Below are 15,858 nucleotides of genomic sequence, written 5' to 3' on the forward strand. Positions count from 1 at the left end.
CCCCCGAAGGACCCCCATGCCGCTCGCCATCACGCTTTTCGTCACAGCCGTGCTGCTCGTACTGTTAGTCTCGGTCGCCCTTGGCAGCCCCGCCCGCGTGCGGCACGCCCATCGCCGCATCGGGACGGGGGATCCGACACCCGATCCCGCTGAGCTGACCCCCGAAGAGCTGGCGTTCCTGGCCGGCGGTCCCGAGCGGATGGCCCAGGTGTCACTGCTCCGCCTCTACCTCACCGGGCGGATCCGGCGGCAGCACGGCGGCACGTTCACCGTCGTCGGCACCGCGCGCTCGCCGCGGCGCTCCGACGGGCCGATGGCCGGCACCATCCTCCGCATCATGCGGGGCCGGGTGACGTCGCCGGCCAAACTGCTGATCAGGCGCGCGGCCGGCGGGCGCAACCACCTGGTGGTGCAGCAGGACCTCGCCCGGGCCGGCCTGCACATCGGCCCCGAGTGGGACCGGGCGTTGCGCGACCACGCGGGCGCGACGAAGGTGCTCCGCCTGCTCGCGGTCGCCGGCGCGGCCGTGCTGGTCGCCACCCTGGTCTGGGCCGGTCCCCCCGGCACCGCCGCGGCCGACTCGGGTCTGGCCACCGGCGGCGTGCTGCTCGTCGGCGGCATCCTCATGCCCCTGCTCGGCAGAGCGGCGGGCCGGGCGAGCGGCGCCACCGCCGCCGGCCGCGATGTGCTGGCGAAGGCCCACGCGTCCATGGACCGGTCCTTCCGGGAGGCCGGCACCGAGGCCGATCGGCGCACCGCCCAGCTGCGCTATGCGGCCCTGCACGGCCTCACTCCCACGCACCGCAGGCGGCGGCGCCGGTCGGGGCAGGGCGGCGGGGACACGACCACCGTGTACGCGGCCGACCCCGGGACCCCGGCCATGGCCGACGACCCGCGCACGGAGGTGCACGGCTTCGCCGACCACTGCGCGCAGTCGCCCGACCCCTCCGGCTCCTGGGGCTTCGGCGGCGACTCCGGCGGCGGCGGTGGTGACAGCGGAGGTGACGGCGGAGGAGGTGGCGGCGGTGGCGGCGGTGGCGGCGACTGACCGTCCGCCCCATGGTCTCGCCCCATGATGGAGGGCGACCGCAGCGTCTGACGCACCGATCTGACGCACCGACGAAAGGGGACTTCACCGTGAGCGGGAAGGGAACGCCGGCCACCGTTGCCGCGTCCCGGGCGAAGGCGGACTTCCGGCTGCACACCTACGAGGCGGCCGGCACCGGGGCCTCCTACGGCGAGGAGGCCGCCGACGCGCTGGGCGTGCCGCACGAGCGGGTGTTCAAGACACTGGTGGCCTCGGTCGACGGCGCCCTCACCGTGGGAGTGGTGCCGGTGGCCGGCTCCCTGGACCTCAAGGCGCTGGCGGCGGCGGTCGGCGGCAAGAGGGCCGCCATGGCCGACCCCCAGCTGGCCGAGCGCAGCACGGGGTACGTGCGCGGCGGCATCAGCCCACTCGGCCAGCGCCGGCGGCTGCGCACCGTGGTGGACGCCTCCGCCACCGAGCACGCCACCGTCTACGTCTCGGCGGGCCGTCGCGGCCTCCAGATGGAGCTGGCGCCCGACGTCCTGGTCGGACTGACCGACGCGGTGGTCGCCCCCATCGCGGCGCTGCCCTGACCGGCCAGCGCCGGCCGGGTACGGCTGACGCCTCCCCGGCCACCGCGCCGACAGAATGTGACGGACGCCACCCCTTTCCTGGGACCGGGCCGCGGCCTAACGTGGAGTCACCCCGGCTCTCCCGGCGGGCCGCACAAGGGAGGCGCGATGGCGGAGGCGCTCGTGCTGGGCGCGGTGACCGGTTACATTCTCGCCGCCGTCTGCCTCGTGGGCCTGCGGATCGGCCACGCCCGGATCCGGGCCCGGGCGCCGTCGCGTCCGGCCGTGGGGGCCGACGACCTCTCGGCGTACGAACTCGCGGTCCTGGCGGCGGGCACCGGCCGACTCGGCGAGGTGGCGCTGGCCGATCTGTACCTGGCCGGGCGGATCACGGCGCACGGCTGCGGCGCGGTCGCCCGCTCCGCCGGCGCGCGCACTGCGGAGCTGCCCGGCGACGCCTTCCCCCGGCTGCTGGACGCCGGGCTGCCGGCCGAGGCGGCGGCTCCCGCGGGTCGGCTGGTGGCCGCGGTGGCCCGCACCGACGCGGCGACGGCCCCGCTCTGGCGGCTGCGGCGGCTCGGCCTGCTGCTCCGCCCACCCGCCACGCGCACGTTCGGCCGCGTCCGCGGCGCGGCTCGCCTCCTGCACCTGCTGGCCGGCGGCATCGCGGCAGCGGGGGCGGGGTGGTCGCTGAGAGGCGACCCGGCCTCGTCGAACCCCTTGGACGAGCGGGTGCTCGCGGTCGGTGCCGCCGTGCTGTGCTGCGGGGCGGCGCTGCTCCCGGTCCGGCGCTGGATCGGCGGCGCGGTGGCGGCGGCTTCAGCGGCACTCGCGGTCCCGGCCGCCGGAGCCTTCGCGCTCGGGCCGCGGCCGGGCGTACTGGTGGGCGCCCTGCTGCTCGCCGCGTGGGCGGCCGCGCAGGTCGCGCTCGCGACCACCGGACGGACCGCGACGCGTACTCCGGCGGGTGACCTGCTGCTGGCCGAGAGCGCCGCCTCCGCCGCGCGCCCGCCGGGCACGCCTCGCGACGCCGCGCTGCGGACGGTCGCGCTGCGCGGCCTGGCGGCGCTGCGCCGCGATGCCGGCCGCCGGCGCGCGGCGCATCCGGTGTCCCGGGAACTCGCCGCGGTCCGCGGCTTCGCGCTGGCCTGCGGCCGCCGCGTCGGCGCCCGAGGCCGCCCAGGCGGCCGGGACCGGTCCCCCGGCGCCAGAGAGCGCGGGAGTGCGCCGGGCCGTCCCGCCGGCGACGTCCGCCGTGACCCCGACGACGGGACGACTGAGCGGTGACGGCGCCGCCCCCGGCGGAGCGAGGCCGGACGGGTCAGCGGCGGCGAGGACACCCCTTCGCGGACGGCTGGTCATCGTGCACCGGCGGGTCCCCCGATCGCGGCCGGGTGCGCGGACCGTCACGGCCGCCTTCCACCGCCGGGGGTCGCCGGCGGGGTTCCCGCGGCGATCCAGCTCAGTACTCTCGTCCGTACCGGGCCGCTCAACCCGCGCCCGTGGCCCGGTGCTGGTGCCGCTCGGCGAGCCGCTTCCAGTTCAGCGACTGGCGTCGGGCCATGACCAGGTCGCCCACGCACAGCCCGGGGGCCGCCCAGCGGCTGGTCCGCATGACGACCTTGAGCAGCAGGCGCGTCGCGGCATGCCCCTGGGGCACGAGGACGTAGGACATGACGGCGCCCATGACGGTACCCGTCAGCTGCTTGCCCGGGTCGACCGAGAGGACCTGTCCCAGCTCGCGCCCGCCAGCGGTGGTGAACCGTTCTCCGACGCGGGGGTCGGGAACGCCCACCAGCTCGCGAGGTGAGCGGCGGCCGAGGTTGTCGATCCAGTCATAGGAGGAGGGCGCGACCCCCACCTGTACCACCCATGGCCACACCGCTCCGGCAGGCGCCTGGACCGCCACGCCCCGCCACGCCCGCAGCGTGGGCGCGGTGACGAAGGCGTCGCACGGGTAGGAACGCGAGACCTCGCTGTCGCTGACACCCCACCGGTCCCCGATCACGCGTCCATCTTCCACCACCGGCTCCGTTGGTCGGTTTCCGGTCGGTACGCCGGTCGGGGGCGGCCGCTCCCCCGCGGCAGGCCGCCGGCCGAGCCGCGTCCCCAGCTGGTGCCGCGCCGCTGACCGGAGCGGGCGGGCTCAGCGCGCGGCGGGCGCTGCGGGTGCGACCGGGCGCCCGCTTCAGCCGGTGGCGCTGTCCTCGGCGCGCACGGTCAGCGGGGGCGGGGGGTCGGCGCTGTCCGCCGTCGCGGCCCTGGTCTCCTCGCCCGCCTCCGGTTCCGCCGGCTCCTCGTCGGGCAGGAACGGAAGGTCGCCCCGCCAGACGCTGATGGCGTCGAACAGGCCGTACTGCAGCACCGCGACGAACGGGCCCAGGAGGAGGGCGCTGGTGGAGCGGAGGTCCAGCGCGGCGCGCACGAGGTCGCCGGGGGCGGCGTCGGCGAGTGCGGCGCGGGCGGCCGGGGCGTCCAGGAGGACGCCGACGCGCCAGGCGAGGATTCCGGCCAGGGCCGTGCCGGCGGTCACGCCGAGCAGGGTGCTCAGCCGCAGGTCGACGCGGTGCCGGACCGCGATGCGGTACTGGGCGAGGTAGCCGGCGTAGCCGCACGCCAGGCCGGTGGCGGCCACCATGAGGGCGAAGTAGCCTTCGCCGGCGAACAGCGCCTCCGACAGCGGGTACGGGAGCGTCCGCCCCTCCTGGCCGACGGTCACCTCGGCGCGGGGGGCGATCGCCCACCAGAGCAGCCCGATGGGGATCCCGAGCGCGGTCACAATCCCCATCGTCGCCCCGCCAACGACGATCTGTCGCCGCATCACAGGTCGTTCTCCTCTCCCGGCCTCGGTCCCGCCGGCCGGCGGTCGGGGCGTTCGGCGGGCGTCCCCCGGTCGGCACGCCGTCGAACGAATGTACCGCCGCCGCAGCGGAAACCAGTGGTGCCCCCGGCGGTGGCCGGTCACAATGTCGGCCATGACCACCATCGATGCGCGCACGGATCCTCCGACCGCCGCCGACGAGCGGACGATGCTGTCGGCGTGGCTCGACTGGCACCGGGGCACCGTCCACCGCAAGTGCGCCGGCCTGGACCCGGCCCTGGCGAGCGCGGCGCCGCTAGCCACCTCTCCCCTGGTGTCGGCGGGCGGGATCGTCGCCCATCTGCGGTGGGTGGAGCACTACTGGTTCGAGGTGGTGCTGCTCGGCCTGCCGGACCGGGGGCCGTCTACGCCCGCGGACCCCGACGCCGAGTGGCGGGCCGGCGGAGAGCGTCCGCTGCCTGAGCTGCTGGCCGAGTACGAGGCGCAGTGCGCCCGGTCGCGGGAGATCGCCGGCCGGTTGGAGCTGAACTCCGGGGCGCGCCGCCGCCGGGTCGGCGAGTCGCCCGTGACGCTGCGCTGGGTGCTGGTCCACCTGCTGGAGGAGACCGCGCGGCATAACGGGCACCTCGACATCGTGCGCGAGCTGGCCGACGGCGTCACCGGGGAGTGATCCGCTCCGGGCCGCCGGGCGGAGGACGGACCGGGCCCTCCGCCCGGCGGCCGGGACGCCTGGCGGATCAGCCGCGGTCGGCGGGCTCGCCGCCCGCCGCGGTGCCGCCGTCGTCCTCCGCGAGGATGCGGTAGAGCCCGCGCCGGGTCTCGGCCAGCAGCCGGGTGGCCCGTTCGACCTGGTCGGGGGTCCCCGACTGCACGACCTGCATCACGGTCGCCGACAGCTGCATCGCGAGGGTGCCGAGCTCGGCGTACTCGGCGGGCGTGTCGGCGTACTGCTCGGCCGCCGCCTCCCACGGCGGGGTGAGCTCGTCGGCGTGCTCCTCGACGTAGCGCCGCCCCTCCTCGGTCAGCTCGAAGGGACGCCGGCGGCCCTCGCCGGCGTTCTCGGCCGGGCGGACCAGTCCCTCGTCCTCCAGCTGCTGGAGCATGGGGTAGACCGACCCGGGGCTGGGCCGCCACGCGCCGTGGCTGCGTTCCCGGCCCTCGCGGATGATCTCGTAGCCGCTGCGCGGCTCCTCGGCGAGGAGCAGCAGGATGCCGGTACGGACGTCGCCGCGCCGGGCGCGCGGTGCGCCGGGCCGCCGCCATCCGCCGAACATCCCGCCGAAGGGGCCGCCCCCGGGCGGCACCGGCGCACCGCCCCACGGCATACCCCACGGCCCCTCGGGCCGGGGAGGGGGGAACCCGTGTCCGCCGTGCGGCCCGTGGTGGCCGCCGTGCCGTCCGCCGTGGCCGGCCATCACCGTCCACGGCGGCGCGGGCGGAGCCGGGGTCGGCGGTTCCGCCGGGCCCGGGAGTCCGGCCCGCCCGCGCCCGGCACCGCCGCGCGGTCCGCGGCGCCCTGCTCGTCCGCCCCAGTTCCAGGGCAGCGCCATGTCCGTCATCTCGGTACTCCTATCGATCAGTCGTTCCCTATCGAGATAGTTTTACGATATATCGATAACACGATCGAGACAACAACCCCTGTGCGGAGACGCCGCGCCCGGAACGCGGACGGGCCCGCCACTCGTGTCGAGTGGCGGGCCCGTGCGGCCGACGGCGGGCGGCGGTCAGACGCCGCCGAGGCAGTTCGAGCCGAGCAACGCCTTGAGGTCGCCCATCAGCTCCGGCGACGGGCTCACCCGCAGCCGGTCGTCGAGGGCGAACACCGTCGTGCGCGGCCCGTTGTGCACCTGGAGGTGCACCTGGACCCGCCCGTGGTTGCGGGTGAGGATGTCGCGGAACTCGCTGATGACCCCGCTCTGCACCCGGGACAGCGGCATCGAGACCACCACCGGCTGCTCCTTGCCCACCTGCGAGAGGTCCGGCTGGATGACCTCCATGGCGATGAGCTTGGGGGTGTCCTCGCGCCGGTCCAGCCGCCCCTTGACGTAGAGCACGGCGTCCTCGGCCAGTACCTGCGAGCAGAGCTGGTAGGTGTTGGGGAAGATCATGCAGTCGACCGCGCCGCCCAGGTCCTCCAGCTGGGCCATGGCCCACGAGTTGCCCTGCTTGGTCACCTTCCGGGTCAGACCGGAGAGCAGCCCGCCGACCGTCACCATGGCGCCGTCGCCGCGCTCGGCCAGTTCGGCGATGCTGCAGTCGGTGTTGGCCGCCAGCAGTCCCTCCAGGCCCAGCAGCGGGTGGTCGGACACGTACAGGCCGAGCATCTCGCGCTCGAAGGTGAGCAGGGTGGTCTTGTCCCACTCGCCTTCGGGGATGTCCGGCACCACCTGGATGCCGGACTCCGGCTCGGCGATGCCGCCGAACAGCGAGTCCTGGCCGGCGGCCTCCGCCCGCTTGTGGCCGATGATGGCGTCGATGGCCTGCTCGTGCACCAGCACCAGGCCCTTGCGCGGGTGGCCGAACTCGTCGAAGGCGCCCGCCTTGACGAGCGACTCCACCACGCGCTTGTTGCAGACCTGCGCCGGGACCTTGTCCAGGAAGTCCGCGAAGCTGGTGAACTTGCCCTTCTCGGTGCGGGCCTTGACGATGCCGTCCACGACGTTGCCGCCCACGTTGCGGATGGCCGACAGCCCGAACCGGATCTCGTCGGATCCCCGGGGGGTGAAGGTGGAGTCGGACTCGTTGACGTCCGGCGGCAGCACCTTGATCCGCATGCGGCGGCACTCGTTCAGGTAGAGCGCGCTCTTGTCCTTGTCGTCGCCGACCGAGGTGAGCAGGCCGGCCATGTACTCGGCCGCGTAGTTGGCCTTGAGGTAGGCGGTCCAGTAGGAGACCAGCCCGTAGGCGGCGCTGTGCGCCTTGTTGAAGGCGTAGTCGGAGAAGGGGACGAGGATGTCCCACAGCGTCTTGATGGCCTCGTCGGAGAACCCGTTGGCCTTCATGCCCTCGCTGAAGGGCTTGAACTCCTTGTCCAGGACCTCCTTCTTCTTCTTGCCCATGGCGCGGCGCAGCAGGTCGGCCTGGCCGAGCGTGTAGCCGGCGACCTTCTGCGCGATCTGCATGACCTGCTCCTGGTACACGATCAGGCCGTAGGTCGTGCCCAGGATCTCCTTCAGCGGCTCGGCCAGCTCGGGGTGGATCGGGGTGATCTCCTGCTGGCCGTTCTTGCGCAGCGCGTAGTTGATGTGGGAGTTGGCGCCCATGGGACCGGGGCGGTACAGCGCGCCGACCGCCGAGATGTCCTCGAAGTGGTCCGGCTTCATCTGGCGCAGCAGCGAGCGCATGGGGCCGCCATCGAACTGGAACACCCCGAGGGTGTCGCCGCGCTGCAGCAGGTCGTAGGTGGGCTTGTCGTCGAGCCCGATCCCCAGCAGGTCGACCTTCTCGCCGCGGTTGGCCTCGATGTTCTTGAGGCAGTCGTCGATGATGGTCAGGTTGCGCAGGCCGAGGAAGTCCATCTTCATCAGGCCGAGCGTCTCGCAGGTCGGGTAGTCGAACTGCGTGATGATGACGCCGTCGGAGTCGCGGCGCATCACCGGGATGTGGTCGGTGATGGTCTCGGAGCTCATGATGACGCCGGCCGCGTGCACGCCGGTCTGCCGGATCAGGCCCTCCAGGCCCTGGGCCAGGTCCATGACCTTCTTGACGTCGACGTCCTCGTCGTAGAGCTTGCGCAGCTCACCGGCCTCGCTGTGGCGCGGGTGCTTCTCGTCGAAGATCCCGCTGAGCGGGATGTCCTTGCCCATGACCGAGGGCGGGAACGCCTTGGAGATGCGGTCGCCCAGCGCATAGGGGAAGCCGAGGACGCGCGAGGCGTCCTTCACGGCCGCCTTCGCCTTGATCGTGCCGAAGGTCGCGATCATGGCGACCTTGTCCTCGCCGTACTTCTCGGTGACGTAGCGGATGACGTCGCCGCGCCGGCGCTCGTCGAAGTCGATGTCGATGTCGGGCGGGGACTCGCGCTCGGGGTTGAGGAACCGCTCGAAGATCAGGCTGTGCGGCAGCGGGTCGAGGTCGGTGATGCCGAGCGCGTAGGCGAGCAGCGACCCCGCCGCCGAGCCGCGGCCCGGCCCGACCCGGATGCCGTTCTCCTTGGCCCAGTTGATGAAGTCGGCGACCACCAGGAAGTAGGAGGGGTAGCGCTTCTGGATGATGACGTCGATCTCGTACTCGGCCTGCCGGATGTAGTCCTCCGGCACCCCCTGCGGGAACCGGCGCTCCAGGCCGCGCAGCACCTCGGCGCGGAAGTAGCTCTCCTCGGTCTCCCCCTCCGGGATGGGGTACTTCGGCATCAGGTCGTAGTAGTCGAACATGCCGGAGGTGTCGACCATCTCGGCGATGAGCAGCGTGTTGCGGCAGCCCTCCAGCCAGGCGTCGGAGCGGTCGATGGCCCGCATGGCGTCGGCGCTCTTCAGGAAGTAGCCGGAGCCGCCGAACTTGAACCGGTTGGGGTCGGCCAGCTGGGAGCCGGTCTGGATGCACAGCAGCGCGTCGTGGGCGTCGCGCTCGCTCTCGTAGGTGTAGTGCGAGTCGTTGGTGACGACGAAGCGCAGGTCGAGCTGCTTGGCGATACGGAGCAGGTCCTCGCGGACCCGGGTCTCGATGTCGAGGCCGTGGTCCATGAGCTCGACGAAGAAGTTCTCCTTGCCGAAGATGTCGCGGTACTCGCCGGCGACCTTCAGCGCCTCGTCGAACTGGCCCAGGCGCAGCCGGGTCTGCACGGCGCCCGAGGGGCAGCCGGTGGTGGCGATGACGCCGTGGGCGTGCTCGGCGATGAGCTCCTGGTCCATGCGGGGCTTGCGGAAGTAGCCCTCGATGGAGGCGCGCGAGTTCAGCTTGAACAGGTTGTGCAGGCCGTCCTTGTCGCGCGCCCACATGGTCATGTGGTTGAACGCGCCGCCACCGGAGACGTCGTCGCCCTTCTGGCTGGGCTCGCCCCAGCGCACCGGCTTCTTGAGGTACCGCGACTCCGGGGCGACGTAGGCCTCGACCCCGATGACGGGAGTGACGCCGGCCGCCGTGGCCTGCTTGTAGAAGTCGAACGCGCCGTGCATGTTGCCGTGGTCGGTCATGGCGACGGCCGGCATCTTCTCCTTCTGCGCGACCTCGAACAACTGCTTCAACCGAGCCGCACCGTCGAGCATCGAGTACTCGGTGTGGACGTGCAGATGGACGAAGGAGTCTGCCATGACGCGTTGGCCCCCGTGCGGCTCGATGGACTGGTGGTGCCTCTGAGCCTATGACTCCGGCGCCCCCGCCGCGCACGTTGTCCACAGCAAGGATGGTCACGATCCGCGGACGCCCGGGGGTGTTCGGCCGGACCTGGCCGGACCTGGCCGGGCACCTCCGGGCGCGTCGTTGGATCAGCCGCCGAACCAGGCCCGCACGGCGCCGCTGACGCGGGCCCAGACGCCGGGCACGGGCTCGGGAGCCGACGGCGCTCTCGCGGGCGACGGCGGGGCCGGCGGGACCGCGAGCGCGCGGTGCGGGCGGGCGAGCGGCGGCTGCGGGGTGAAGGTCACCGGGAGCTCCACCAGGCCGTTGATGGAGGGCGAGCTGCGCCGGCGCAGCTCGCCGGGGTCGACCGCCAGCTGGACGTCGGGCAGCCGGGACGACACGGCCGCGATGCTGCTCGCCGCCATCTGGTAGGCGATGCCGCGCGCCGGGCAGCTGTGCGGTCCGAGGCCCCAGCTGAGGTGGGCGCGGCTGACCGGGCGCTGCACGTGCGGGGGGTTGCCGTCGGCGTCGCGCAGGATCGGGTCGTTGTTGCCGGCGGCGAACCCGGAGATGAGCATGTCGCCGCGGCGGACGGGGTAGCCGGCCACGGTGGTGTCGCGGGTGGCGTACCGGCCGATCAGGGTCTTGAAGGGCGGGTCCCGCCAGAGGGTGACGTCCAGGGCCTCCTCGATCTGCATGAGGGATCCGGCCAGCGAGAACCGCAGGTCGGGGTTGGTGAGGAGCAGCCGCAGCGTGTTGCCGATGAGGTGGGTCGTGGGGTCGTGCGCGGCCGCGATGAGCAGCACGATCTGCTGGGTGACCTCCGCGTCGGACAGCTCCGCCGGGTGCGCGATCAGCCAGGAGGCGATGTCGGGGCCGGGCTCGCGGCGCTTGTCGGAGACGAGGCGGGAGAGGTACTCGACCATGGCCCGGTCGGCCTCGCCCGCCGAGGCGCCGTCGCCGTTCCACAGCTTGACCATCGACTCGCACAGGAAGTAGCCGTGCCGGTCCTCCTGGCCGAACATCCGGTTCAGCGTCAGCAGCGGGATCCACGTGGCGTACTGCCCGATCAGGTCCGCCCGGCCGTCGGCTGCGAACGCGTCGATCAGGTCGTTGGCGAGGTCCTCGATGGCCGCCCGCACCCGCGTGGCGGTGAGCCGCTCGAAGCTGTCGACGAGGGCGGTGCGCAGCCGCTGGTGCTCCGCGCCGTCGTTGTGCAGGGCGTTGGGCCGGTAGTCGACCAGCGGGAAGGTGCCGTGGTCGGGCCGCAGGCGCCCCTCCAGCAGCTCCCGCGCGATCCGGCCGTCGTGGGTGAAGAGGTGCGGGTCGCGCAGGACCTGGCGGTGCTCCTCGTAGCCGAGGATGAGCCAGGCGGCGACCTCGGGCTCCACCTTGACCGGCGCCAGGCCGCCGAACCGCTTGCGCAGCCGCTCCCACCGCTCGGTGTCGTCCTCCCTCAGCGCGTCGCCGTAGAGCGGCACCGCGTTGGAGTGCAGCGGGCATCCGGGGGGCGGCGTGACCGGACTTACCTCCGGGTTATCTTCGGATCGCTCCATGGTTACCCAAAATAGCCCGATAGTGACGTCGCGTCGTCCGCTCAGGTGGATCGAGCCCGGCGGGCACCGGACCGCCGCCGGCCCGCGGGCGGGCGGCGGCCCCGCCGTGCATGCCCGCGGAGACCCCGGGCAGGGGTCCCGCGAAGGCGGCGCCGAGAGGGGGAGCGAGCATGGCGGCGACGGGGTCGGCCACCGAGACGCTGCGGGCGGGGGGCCACCGGCTGTCCATCGGGCATCCGGACAAGGAGCTCTTCGGCCGCGGAGGGCCCACCAAACGCGACCTGGTACGGCACTACCGGGCCGTCGCGCCGCTGATGCTGCCGCACATCCGCGGCCGCCCGCTGGCGCTGGAGCGGTTCCCGGACGGCATCGAGGCCGAGGGCTTCTACCAGAAGCGGCGCCCCCAGCACGCGCCGCCGTGGGTGCGCGGGGTGCGGGTGCGGCGGGGCGACTCCGACAGTACGACCATGGTGGTCTGCGACGACCTGGCGACGCTGCTGTGGCTGGCCGACCAGGCGGTCGTCACCCCGCACCCGTGGTTGAGCCGGGCCGACGACCTGCGCCGGCCCGACCGCCTGATCTTCGACCTCGACCCGCCGGGCGACGACTTCCCGGCGGCCCGCCGCGCCGCCTACGACGTGCGCGAGGTACTGGCCGAGCTGGAGCTGGCCTGCTACGTGATGACGACCGGGTCGCGGGGGGTGCACGTGGTCGTGCCCATCCGCCCCGAACTGGACTTCGACGACGTCAAGGAGCTGGCCCGCGGGGTGGCCGACACCGCCGCCGCGCGCCATCCGGACCGGCTCACGACCCGGGTCCGCCGCAACCAGCGCGGCGGCCGGCTGTTCGTGGACATCCTGCGCAACGCCTACGCCCAGCTCGCGGTCGCGCCCTACGCCGTACGCCCGCGGCCCGGTGCGCCCGTCGCCACGCCGCTGGAGTGGGCCGAGCTGGACGGCATCTCCTCGGCGCGGGCCTGGACGCTCCGGACGATCGGCGACCGGCTGGACGCGGACCCCTGGCACGGGATGGCCCGCCACGCCCGGTCGCCGCGGCGGGCGCTCGACCGGATGGCGCGGCTGGCGCGGGGCCGCTGATCGGAGCCGGCGGCGGTGGTGCGGACGGCGGTGGCCGCCGCGCGCGGAATACGAACCCCGGTTTTCGGACCGGACCGGTTCGGTGTGAATATCGGGAGCCGATGTTTCTGGTGAGGAACGTATGACCTGCCCGAGCCGTCGAATGCAACGTAGGACTTGTCATTACGGTCAATCCTCACGTATCCATCGAACTAACGATAATGAGTTTCGCGCAGTGGCCCCCGGCCCCCGAAAGACACAATCGAAGAAAGAGGCAACGCCACAGTGGCATCGCCTTCATCACCGCAGCACCACGCGTGGCAGGTGCGAGTTCTGGCGACGGACGGGCACGGCGGGACCGCCCCGGTGGGCGGCGGCACCCTCTTGCCCGAGGGGCGTCTGCTCACCTGTGCCCACGTGGTGCGCGACGCACTGGGCGTCCCGCGGACCGCCGACGGCGGGCGCCCCGGCACCGACACCGTGATCGAGATCGACAGCCCGGTCTTCGACAGCGCCTGGCGCGGCCGGGCCACCGTGGAGGAGTGGTACACCGAAGGACCCATCCAGGACATCGCCGTCCTCCGGCTGGCGGACGTGCCGCCGGGGCTGGCGCACGCCCGGCTCTCCCTGAGCGTCGAGCAGGCCCGTGAGACCGACTCCATCCACGTCGTCGGCTACCCGCGGGACTCGCCCTACGGGCTGCGGGCCGGCGTCCGCGTCCGCGACCCGGGCGGCAACCGGGCGGGACGGGTGCAGCTGGACATCGCGCCCGACAGCCAGGCGCGGATCGAGCGCGGCTTCAGCGGCTGCGCGGTGCTGGACGCCGTCACCGGAGCGGTGCTCGGAGTGCTGGTGAGCACGTCGGTACGCGCCGACGGCACCGTCGGGCTGGTCGGGTGGATGATCCCGATCCGCTCGATCCCCCGGCTCTCCGACCTCGTCCCGGTCGCCCGGCCGCTGACCGTGGGGGCCGTGCCCGAGGACCTGCTCGCGCTGCTGTCCGACCTGAACTTCGTCCGCGTGGAGCACGCCTACGCGTCCGCGGTCGACGACCGCTACGTGCACGACATCCGCTGGCAGCTGCCCACCGCGTGGGCGGCACTGTCCGAACTCGACGACCTGCCGCCCCGCGAGGACGGGGTCCCCCGGCTGCTGATCTTCCTGGAGGAGGCCGCGCACTCCGTGCCCTACCTGCGGCGCCGGCTGCGCGCGTGGAGCGACGTGCTGCACCCCCGGCACTCCGCCCACATCGCCGACCTGCGGGCGCGCGGCCCCCAGCCGGCGGACGGCGACGCCGAACCGGCGCGGCTGGTGATCCGCGCCGAGCCCCTCGACGCCGACACCGGCCCGCCGCCCAGCTACCTGGTGTCGCACTGGCTCGGGGTCGGCCGGCCCGACCGGGTGGCGCAGGCCGACTACGGGGAGCCGCGCAAGGTGGCCACCGCGGACGTCCCGTCCCGCGTGCTGGAGCTCATCCGGCGCGCGGAGGAGGAGCTGGGCCGGCGCAGCGGCCGCACCGACCGGCTGCGCGTCGAGTGCTTCCTCCCGGTCACGCTGCTGGGCCTGGCCGTGGAGAGCTGGAAGGTCGGTCCCACGCGGGCCCGGCGCGCGCCGCGGCTGGGTGCCCGGTTCGAGGTCGTGCTGCGGAGCTGGGAGCGCGCCTACGAGCCGGACTACCGGCCGCACCTGTGGCGGTGGCAGCACCGCTGGCGCCGGCTGAGCGAGGGGGGCGGGCGGGTCTACTGGGCGCCGGACCGCGACCATCCGGCCGAGCTCCCCGACGAGCTGGAGGACATCGACATCGTGGCCTGCGTCCTCGGGGACGGCCCCGCCGACGAGGCGGGGCTGGACGACCTGTACGTGGCCCTGGAGGCGGGGATACCGGTGATCGTGTGGCGCCGGGCGGCGCAGCCGGAGACTCCTGAGCAGCGGAAAGCGAACGAGATCGGCTTCCGTGGCCTGTTGCGGTCACTGATCGCCGCGGATGACGGACTCGCGCCTCCCGGGTCCCACGTCAGGGAGCTTCCGCGATCGCTCCGGAATCAACGGGTCAGACGAGGGAAACGAGCTTCGGGAGAAACAGAATTGTTCGATCCGTACCATGTCGCCCTCCTCTATGATGACCCCACAAGAATTCCCGGGACGCGACATTCCGGTTCACTGCACACCCCGCCTCGAACCGTGACAGCTTCCGATCCGTAGGAAGGGCCCCCGATGGCGACTTCCCCGCCGTCCAGTCCGGAGCGTTCCGAGCACGAACCTGAGACGGACGTCCCGCGGCCGGCGTGGTGGATCTACCGCGGCAGCGGCCAGCCCCGCCCCTACTTCGACCTCGCCGACGTGCTCCCGCCGGCGCCGCCGTGGCGCCGGTTCGACGGCGGGCCGGTGCTCCCGCCCCCGCCGGACGACGAGGTCGAGATGACCCGGGTGCTCGGGCCGGTCACCCACGTCGAACCGGTGCACCGGCCCGCCGCCGAGGTGGAGGCCGTCAACGCCGCGCTGCGGCTGAGACGGCCGCTGCTCGTCACCGGGCCGCCGGGGATCGGGAAGTCGAGCCTGGCCTACCGGGTGGCCCGGGAGCTGAAACTGGGCCGGGTGCTGCGCTGGCCGATCAACAGCCGCACCGACCTGCGCTCCGGGCTGTACGAGTACGACCCGATCGCCCGGATCAACGACATCTCGATGGCCGCCGCCGGGGCGCGCCAGGCCGGCCGGGAGGACGAGGGAGCGGCCGGCCGGAGCGCGGGGCGCTCGGTCGGCGACTACCTCCGGCTGGCGGCGCTGGGCACCGCGCTGCTGCCCTACGCCCGCCCGCGGGTCCTGCTGATCGACGAGTTCGACAAGGGCGACCTCGACCTCGCCAACGACCTGCTGGACGTGCTGGAGGCCGGCGGGTACCAGATCCCCGAGCTGTCGCGGCTGCGCTCGACCGACCCGGAGATCACCGTCCCGGTGGACGATCCGGACCGCAGCGCCCGGATCCGGCACGGCGTGGTGCGCTGCTCGTCGTTCCCCTTCATTGTCATCACCAGCAACGGGGAGCGCCCGTTCCCGCCGGCCTTCCGCCGGCGCTGCCTCGAACTGCACCTGGCCGAGCCCACGGCCGAGCAGCTCGCCGACATCGTGGTGGCGCACTTCACCGAGCGCACCCGCGGGCAGGACCGCGAGCTCATCGACAGCTTCCTGCAGCGGTACCAGAGCCTGGGCGGCCTGTCCGTCGACCAGCTATTGAACTCGGTCTATCTCGCTAGTACCGGGGTCCCCGTCGATACCGGATCCTCAGATGACAACTCATTGAACCGCGTGTTGAAGCTGGTCTGGCAGCGGCTGACGGAAGCGGGCCGAGAGTGACCGATCCCGGAGGTCACGGAGACGTCGAGGGCCGGGGGGCGGTCGGGGGACCGGTCCCGGGTCCGGGCTACCCGCGAACGGCGGGGCCGGAGGAGCCGCCCGCGTGGTGGGACATCGCCGACCGGCTGTGGCTGGCTGCCCAGCACGCGGCCCTGGCCGGCGACGGCGCGCCCCGCGG

Annotated in this window: 13 protein-coding genes; 8 read left to right on the forward strand and 5 right to left on the reverse strand. The window is 73.5% G+C overall.

Annotated features, from left to right (window positions below):
• From DEF28_RS28140 to DEF28_RS20585, 3 genes are all read left to right on the forward strand, one after another.
• A partial coding sequence (locus tag DEF28_RS28140) for a TIGR04222 domain-containing membrane protein (protein ID WP_233515435.1) occupies positions 1-1,048 on the forward strand: 1,048 nt, incomplete at its 5' end.
• A gap of 89 nt (positions 1,049-1,137) precedes the next feature.
• Positions 1,138-1,620: a Cys-tRNA(Pro) deacylase gene (gene ybaK / locus DEF28_RS20580; protein ID WP_114398524.1), complete on the forward strand. Its 483-nt coding sequence runs from the start codon at positions 1,138-1,140 to the stop codon at positions 1,618-1,620.
• A gap of 147 nt (positions 1,621-1,767) precedes the next feature.
• The gene (locus DEF28_RS20585; RefSeq protein WP_114398525.1) at positions 1,768-2,886 is read left to right on the forward strand and encodes a TIGR04222 domain-containing membrane protein; all 1,119 of its coding nucleotides are present in this window, start codon (positions 1,768-1,770) and stop codon (positions 2,884-2,886) included.
• A gap of 202 nt (positions 2,887-3,088) precedes the next feature.
• On the opposite strand, the gene DEF28_RS20590 is transcribed toward DEF28_RS20585, so the two are convergent.
• Together DEF28_RS20590 and DEF28_RS20595 are read right to left on the reverse strand one after the other, a co-directional pair.
• Positions 3,089-3,607 (reverse strand): polyketide cyclase, encoded by a 519-nt coding sequence (locus tag DEF28_RS20590; RefSeq protein ID WP_114398526.1) that lies wholly within the window; start codon positions 3,605-3,607, stop codon positions 3,089-3,091.
• Between the two features lie 180 nt (positions 3,608-3,787).
• Positions 3,788-4,387 carry a hypothetical protein gene (locus DEF28_RS20595; RefSeq protein ID WP_233515438.1) on the reverse strand — a complete coding sequence of 200 codons (600 nt, stop codon included), beginning with the start codon at positions 4,385-4,387 and terminating at the stop codon, positions 3,788-3,790.
• A 187-nt stretch (positions 4,388-4,574) separates the two neighbouring features.
• Here DEF28_RS20595 and DEF28_RS20600 point away from each other — a divergent pair, with 187 nt between their 5' ends.
• Positions 4,575-5,090 carry a DinB family protein gene (locus DEF28_RS20600; RefSeq protein WP_233515436.1) on the forward strand — a complete coding sequence of 172 codons (516 nt, stop codon included), beginning with the start codon at positions 4,575-4,577 and terminating at the stop codon, positions 5,088-5,090.
• Between the two features lie 67 nt (positions 5,091-5,157).
• Here DEF28_RS20600 and DEF28_RS20605 read toward each other — a convergent pair whose 3' ends face one another.
• The 3 genes from DEF28_RS20605 to DEF28_RS20615 all read right to left on the reverse strand — a co-directional run bounded on the left by DEF28_RS20605 (position 5,158) and on the right by DEF28_RS20615 (position 11,253).
• Positions 5,158-5,745, reverse strand: a complete 588-nt coding sequence (locus DEF28_RS20605) for a PadR family transcriptional regulator (RefSeq protein ID WP_374058170.1) — start codon at positions 5,743-5,745, stop codon at positions 5,158-5,160.
• Positions 5,746-6,144: 399 nt separating this feature from the next.
• Positions 6,145-9,669: a DNA polymerase III subunit alpha gene (dnaE, locus tag DEF28_RS20610; protein ID WP_114398530.1), complete on the reverse strand. Its 3,525-nt coding sequence runs from the start codon at positions 9,667-9,669 to the stop codon at positions 6,145-6,147.
• A 174-nt stretch (positions 9,670-9,843) separates the two neighbouring features.
• The gene (locus DEF28_RS20615; protein ID WP_147280146.1) at positions 9,844-11,253 is read right to left on the reverse strand and encodes a cytochrome P450 family protein; all 1,410 of its coding nucleotides are present in this window, start codon (positions 11,251-11,253) and stop codon (positions 9,844-9,846) included.
• A 170-nt stretch (positions 11,254-11,423) separates the two neighbouring features.
• On the opposite strand from DEF28_RS20615, the gene ligD reads away from it, so the two are divergent.
• From ligD to DEF28_RS28525, 4 genes are all read left to right on the forward strand, one after another.
• The gene (gene ligD / locus DEF28_RS20620; protein WP_114398532.1) at positions 11,424-12,350 is read left to right on the forward strand and encodes a non-homologous end-joining DNA ligase; all 927 of its coding nucleotides are present in this window, start codon (positions 11,424-11,426) and stop codon (positions 12,348-12,350) included.
• Between the two features lie 303 nt (positions 12,351-12,653).
• Positions 12,654-14,531, forward strand: a complete 1,878-nt coding sequence (locus tag DEF28_RS20625) for a VMAP-C domain-containing protein (protein WP_147280147.1) — start codon at positions 12,654-12,656, stop codon at positions 14,529-14,531.
• A 12-nt stretch (positions 14,532-14,543) separates the two neighbouring features.
• Positions 14,544-15,680 (forward strand): AAA family ATPase, encoded by a 1,137-nt coding sequence (locus DEF28_RS20630; protein ID WP_114433309.1) that lies wholly within the window; start codon positions 14,544-14,546, stop codon positions 15,678-15,680.
• Positions 15,677-15,858, forward strand: a 182-nt coding sequence (locus tag DEF28_RS28525) for a hypothetical protein (protein ID WP_233515437.1), incomplete at its 3' end; no start/stop codon positions are given. The genes DEF28_RS20630 and DEF28_RS28525, both read left to right, overlap by 4 nt.

The organism is Marinitenerispora sediminis (assembly GCF_003336425.1).
GTDB lineage: Bacteria > Actinomycetota > Actinomycetes > Streptosporangiales > Streptosporangiaceae > Marinitenerispora > Marinitenerispora sediminis.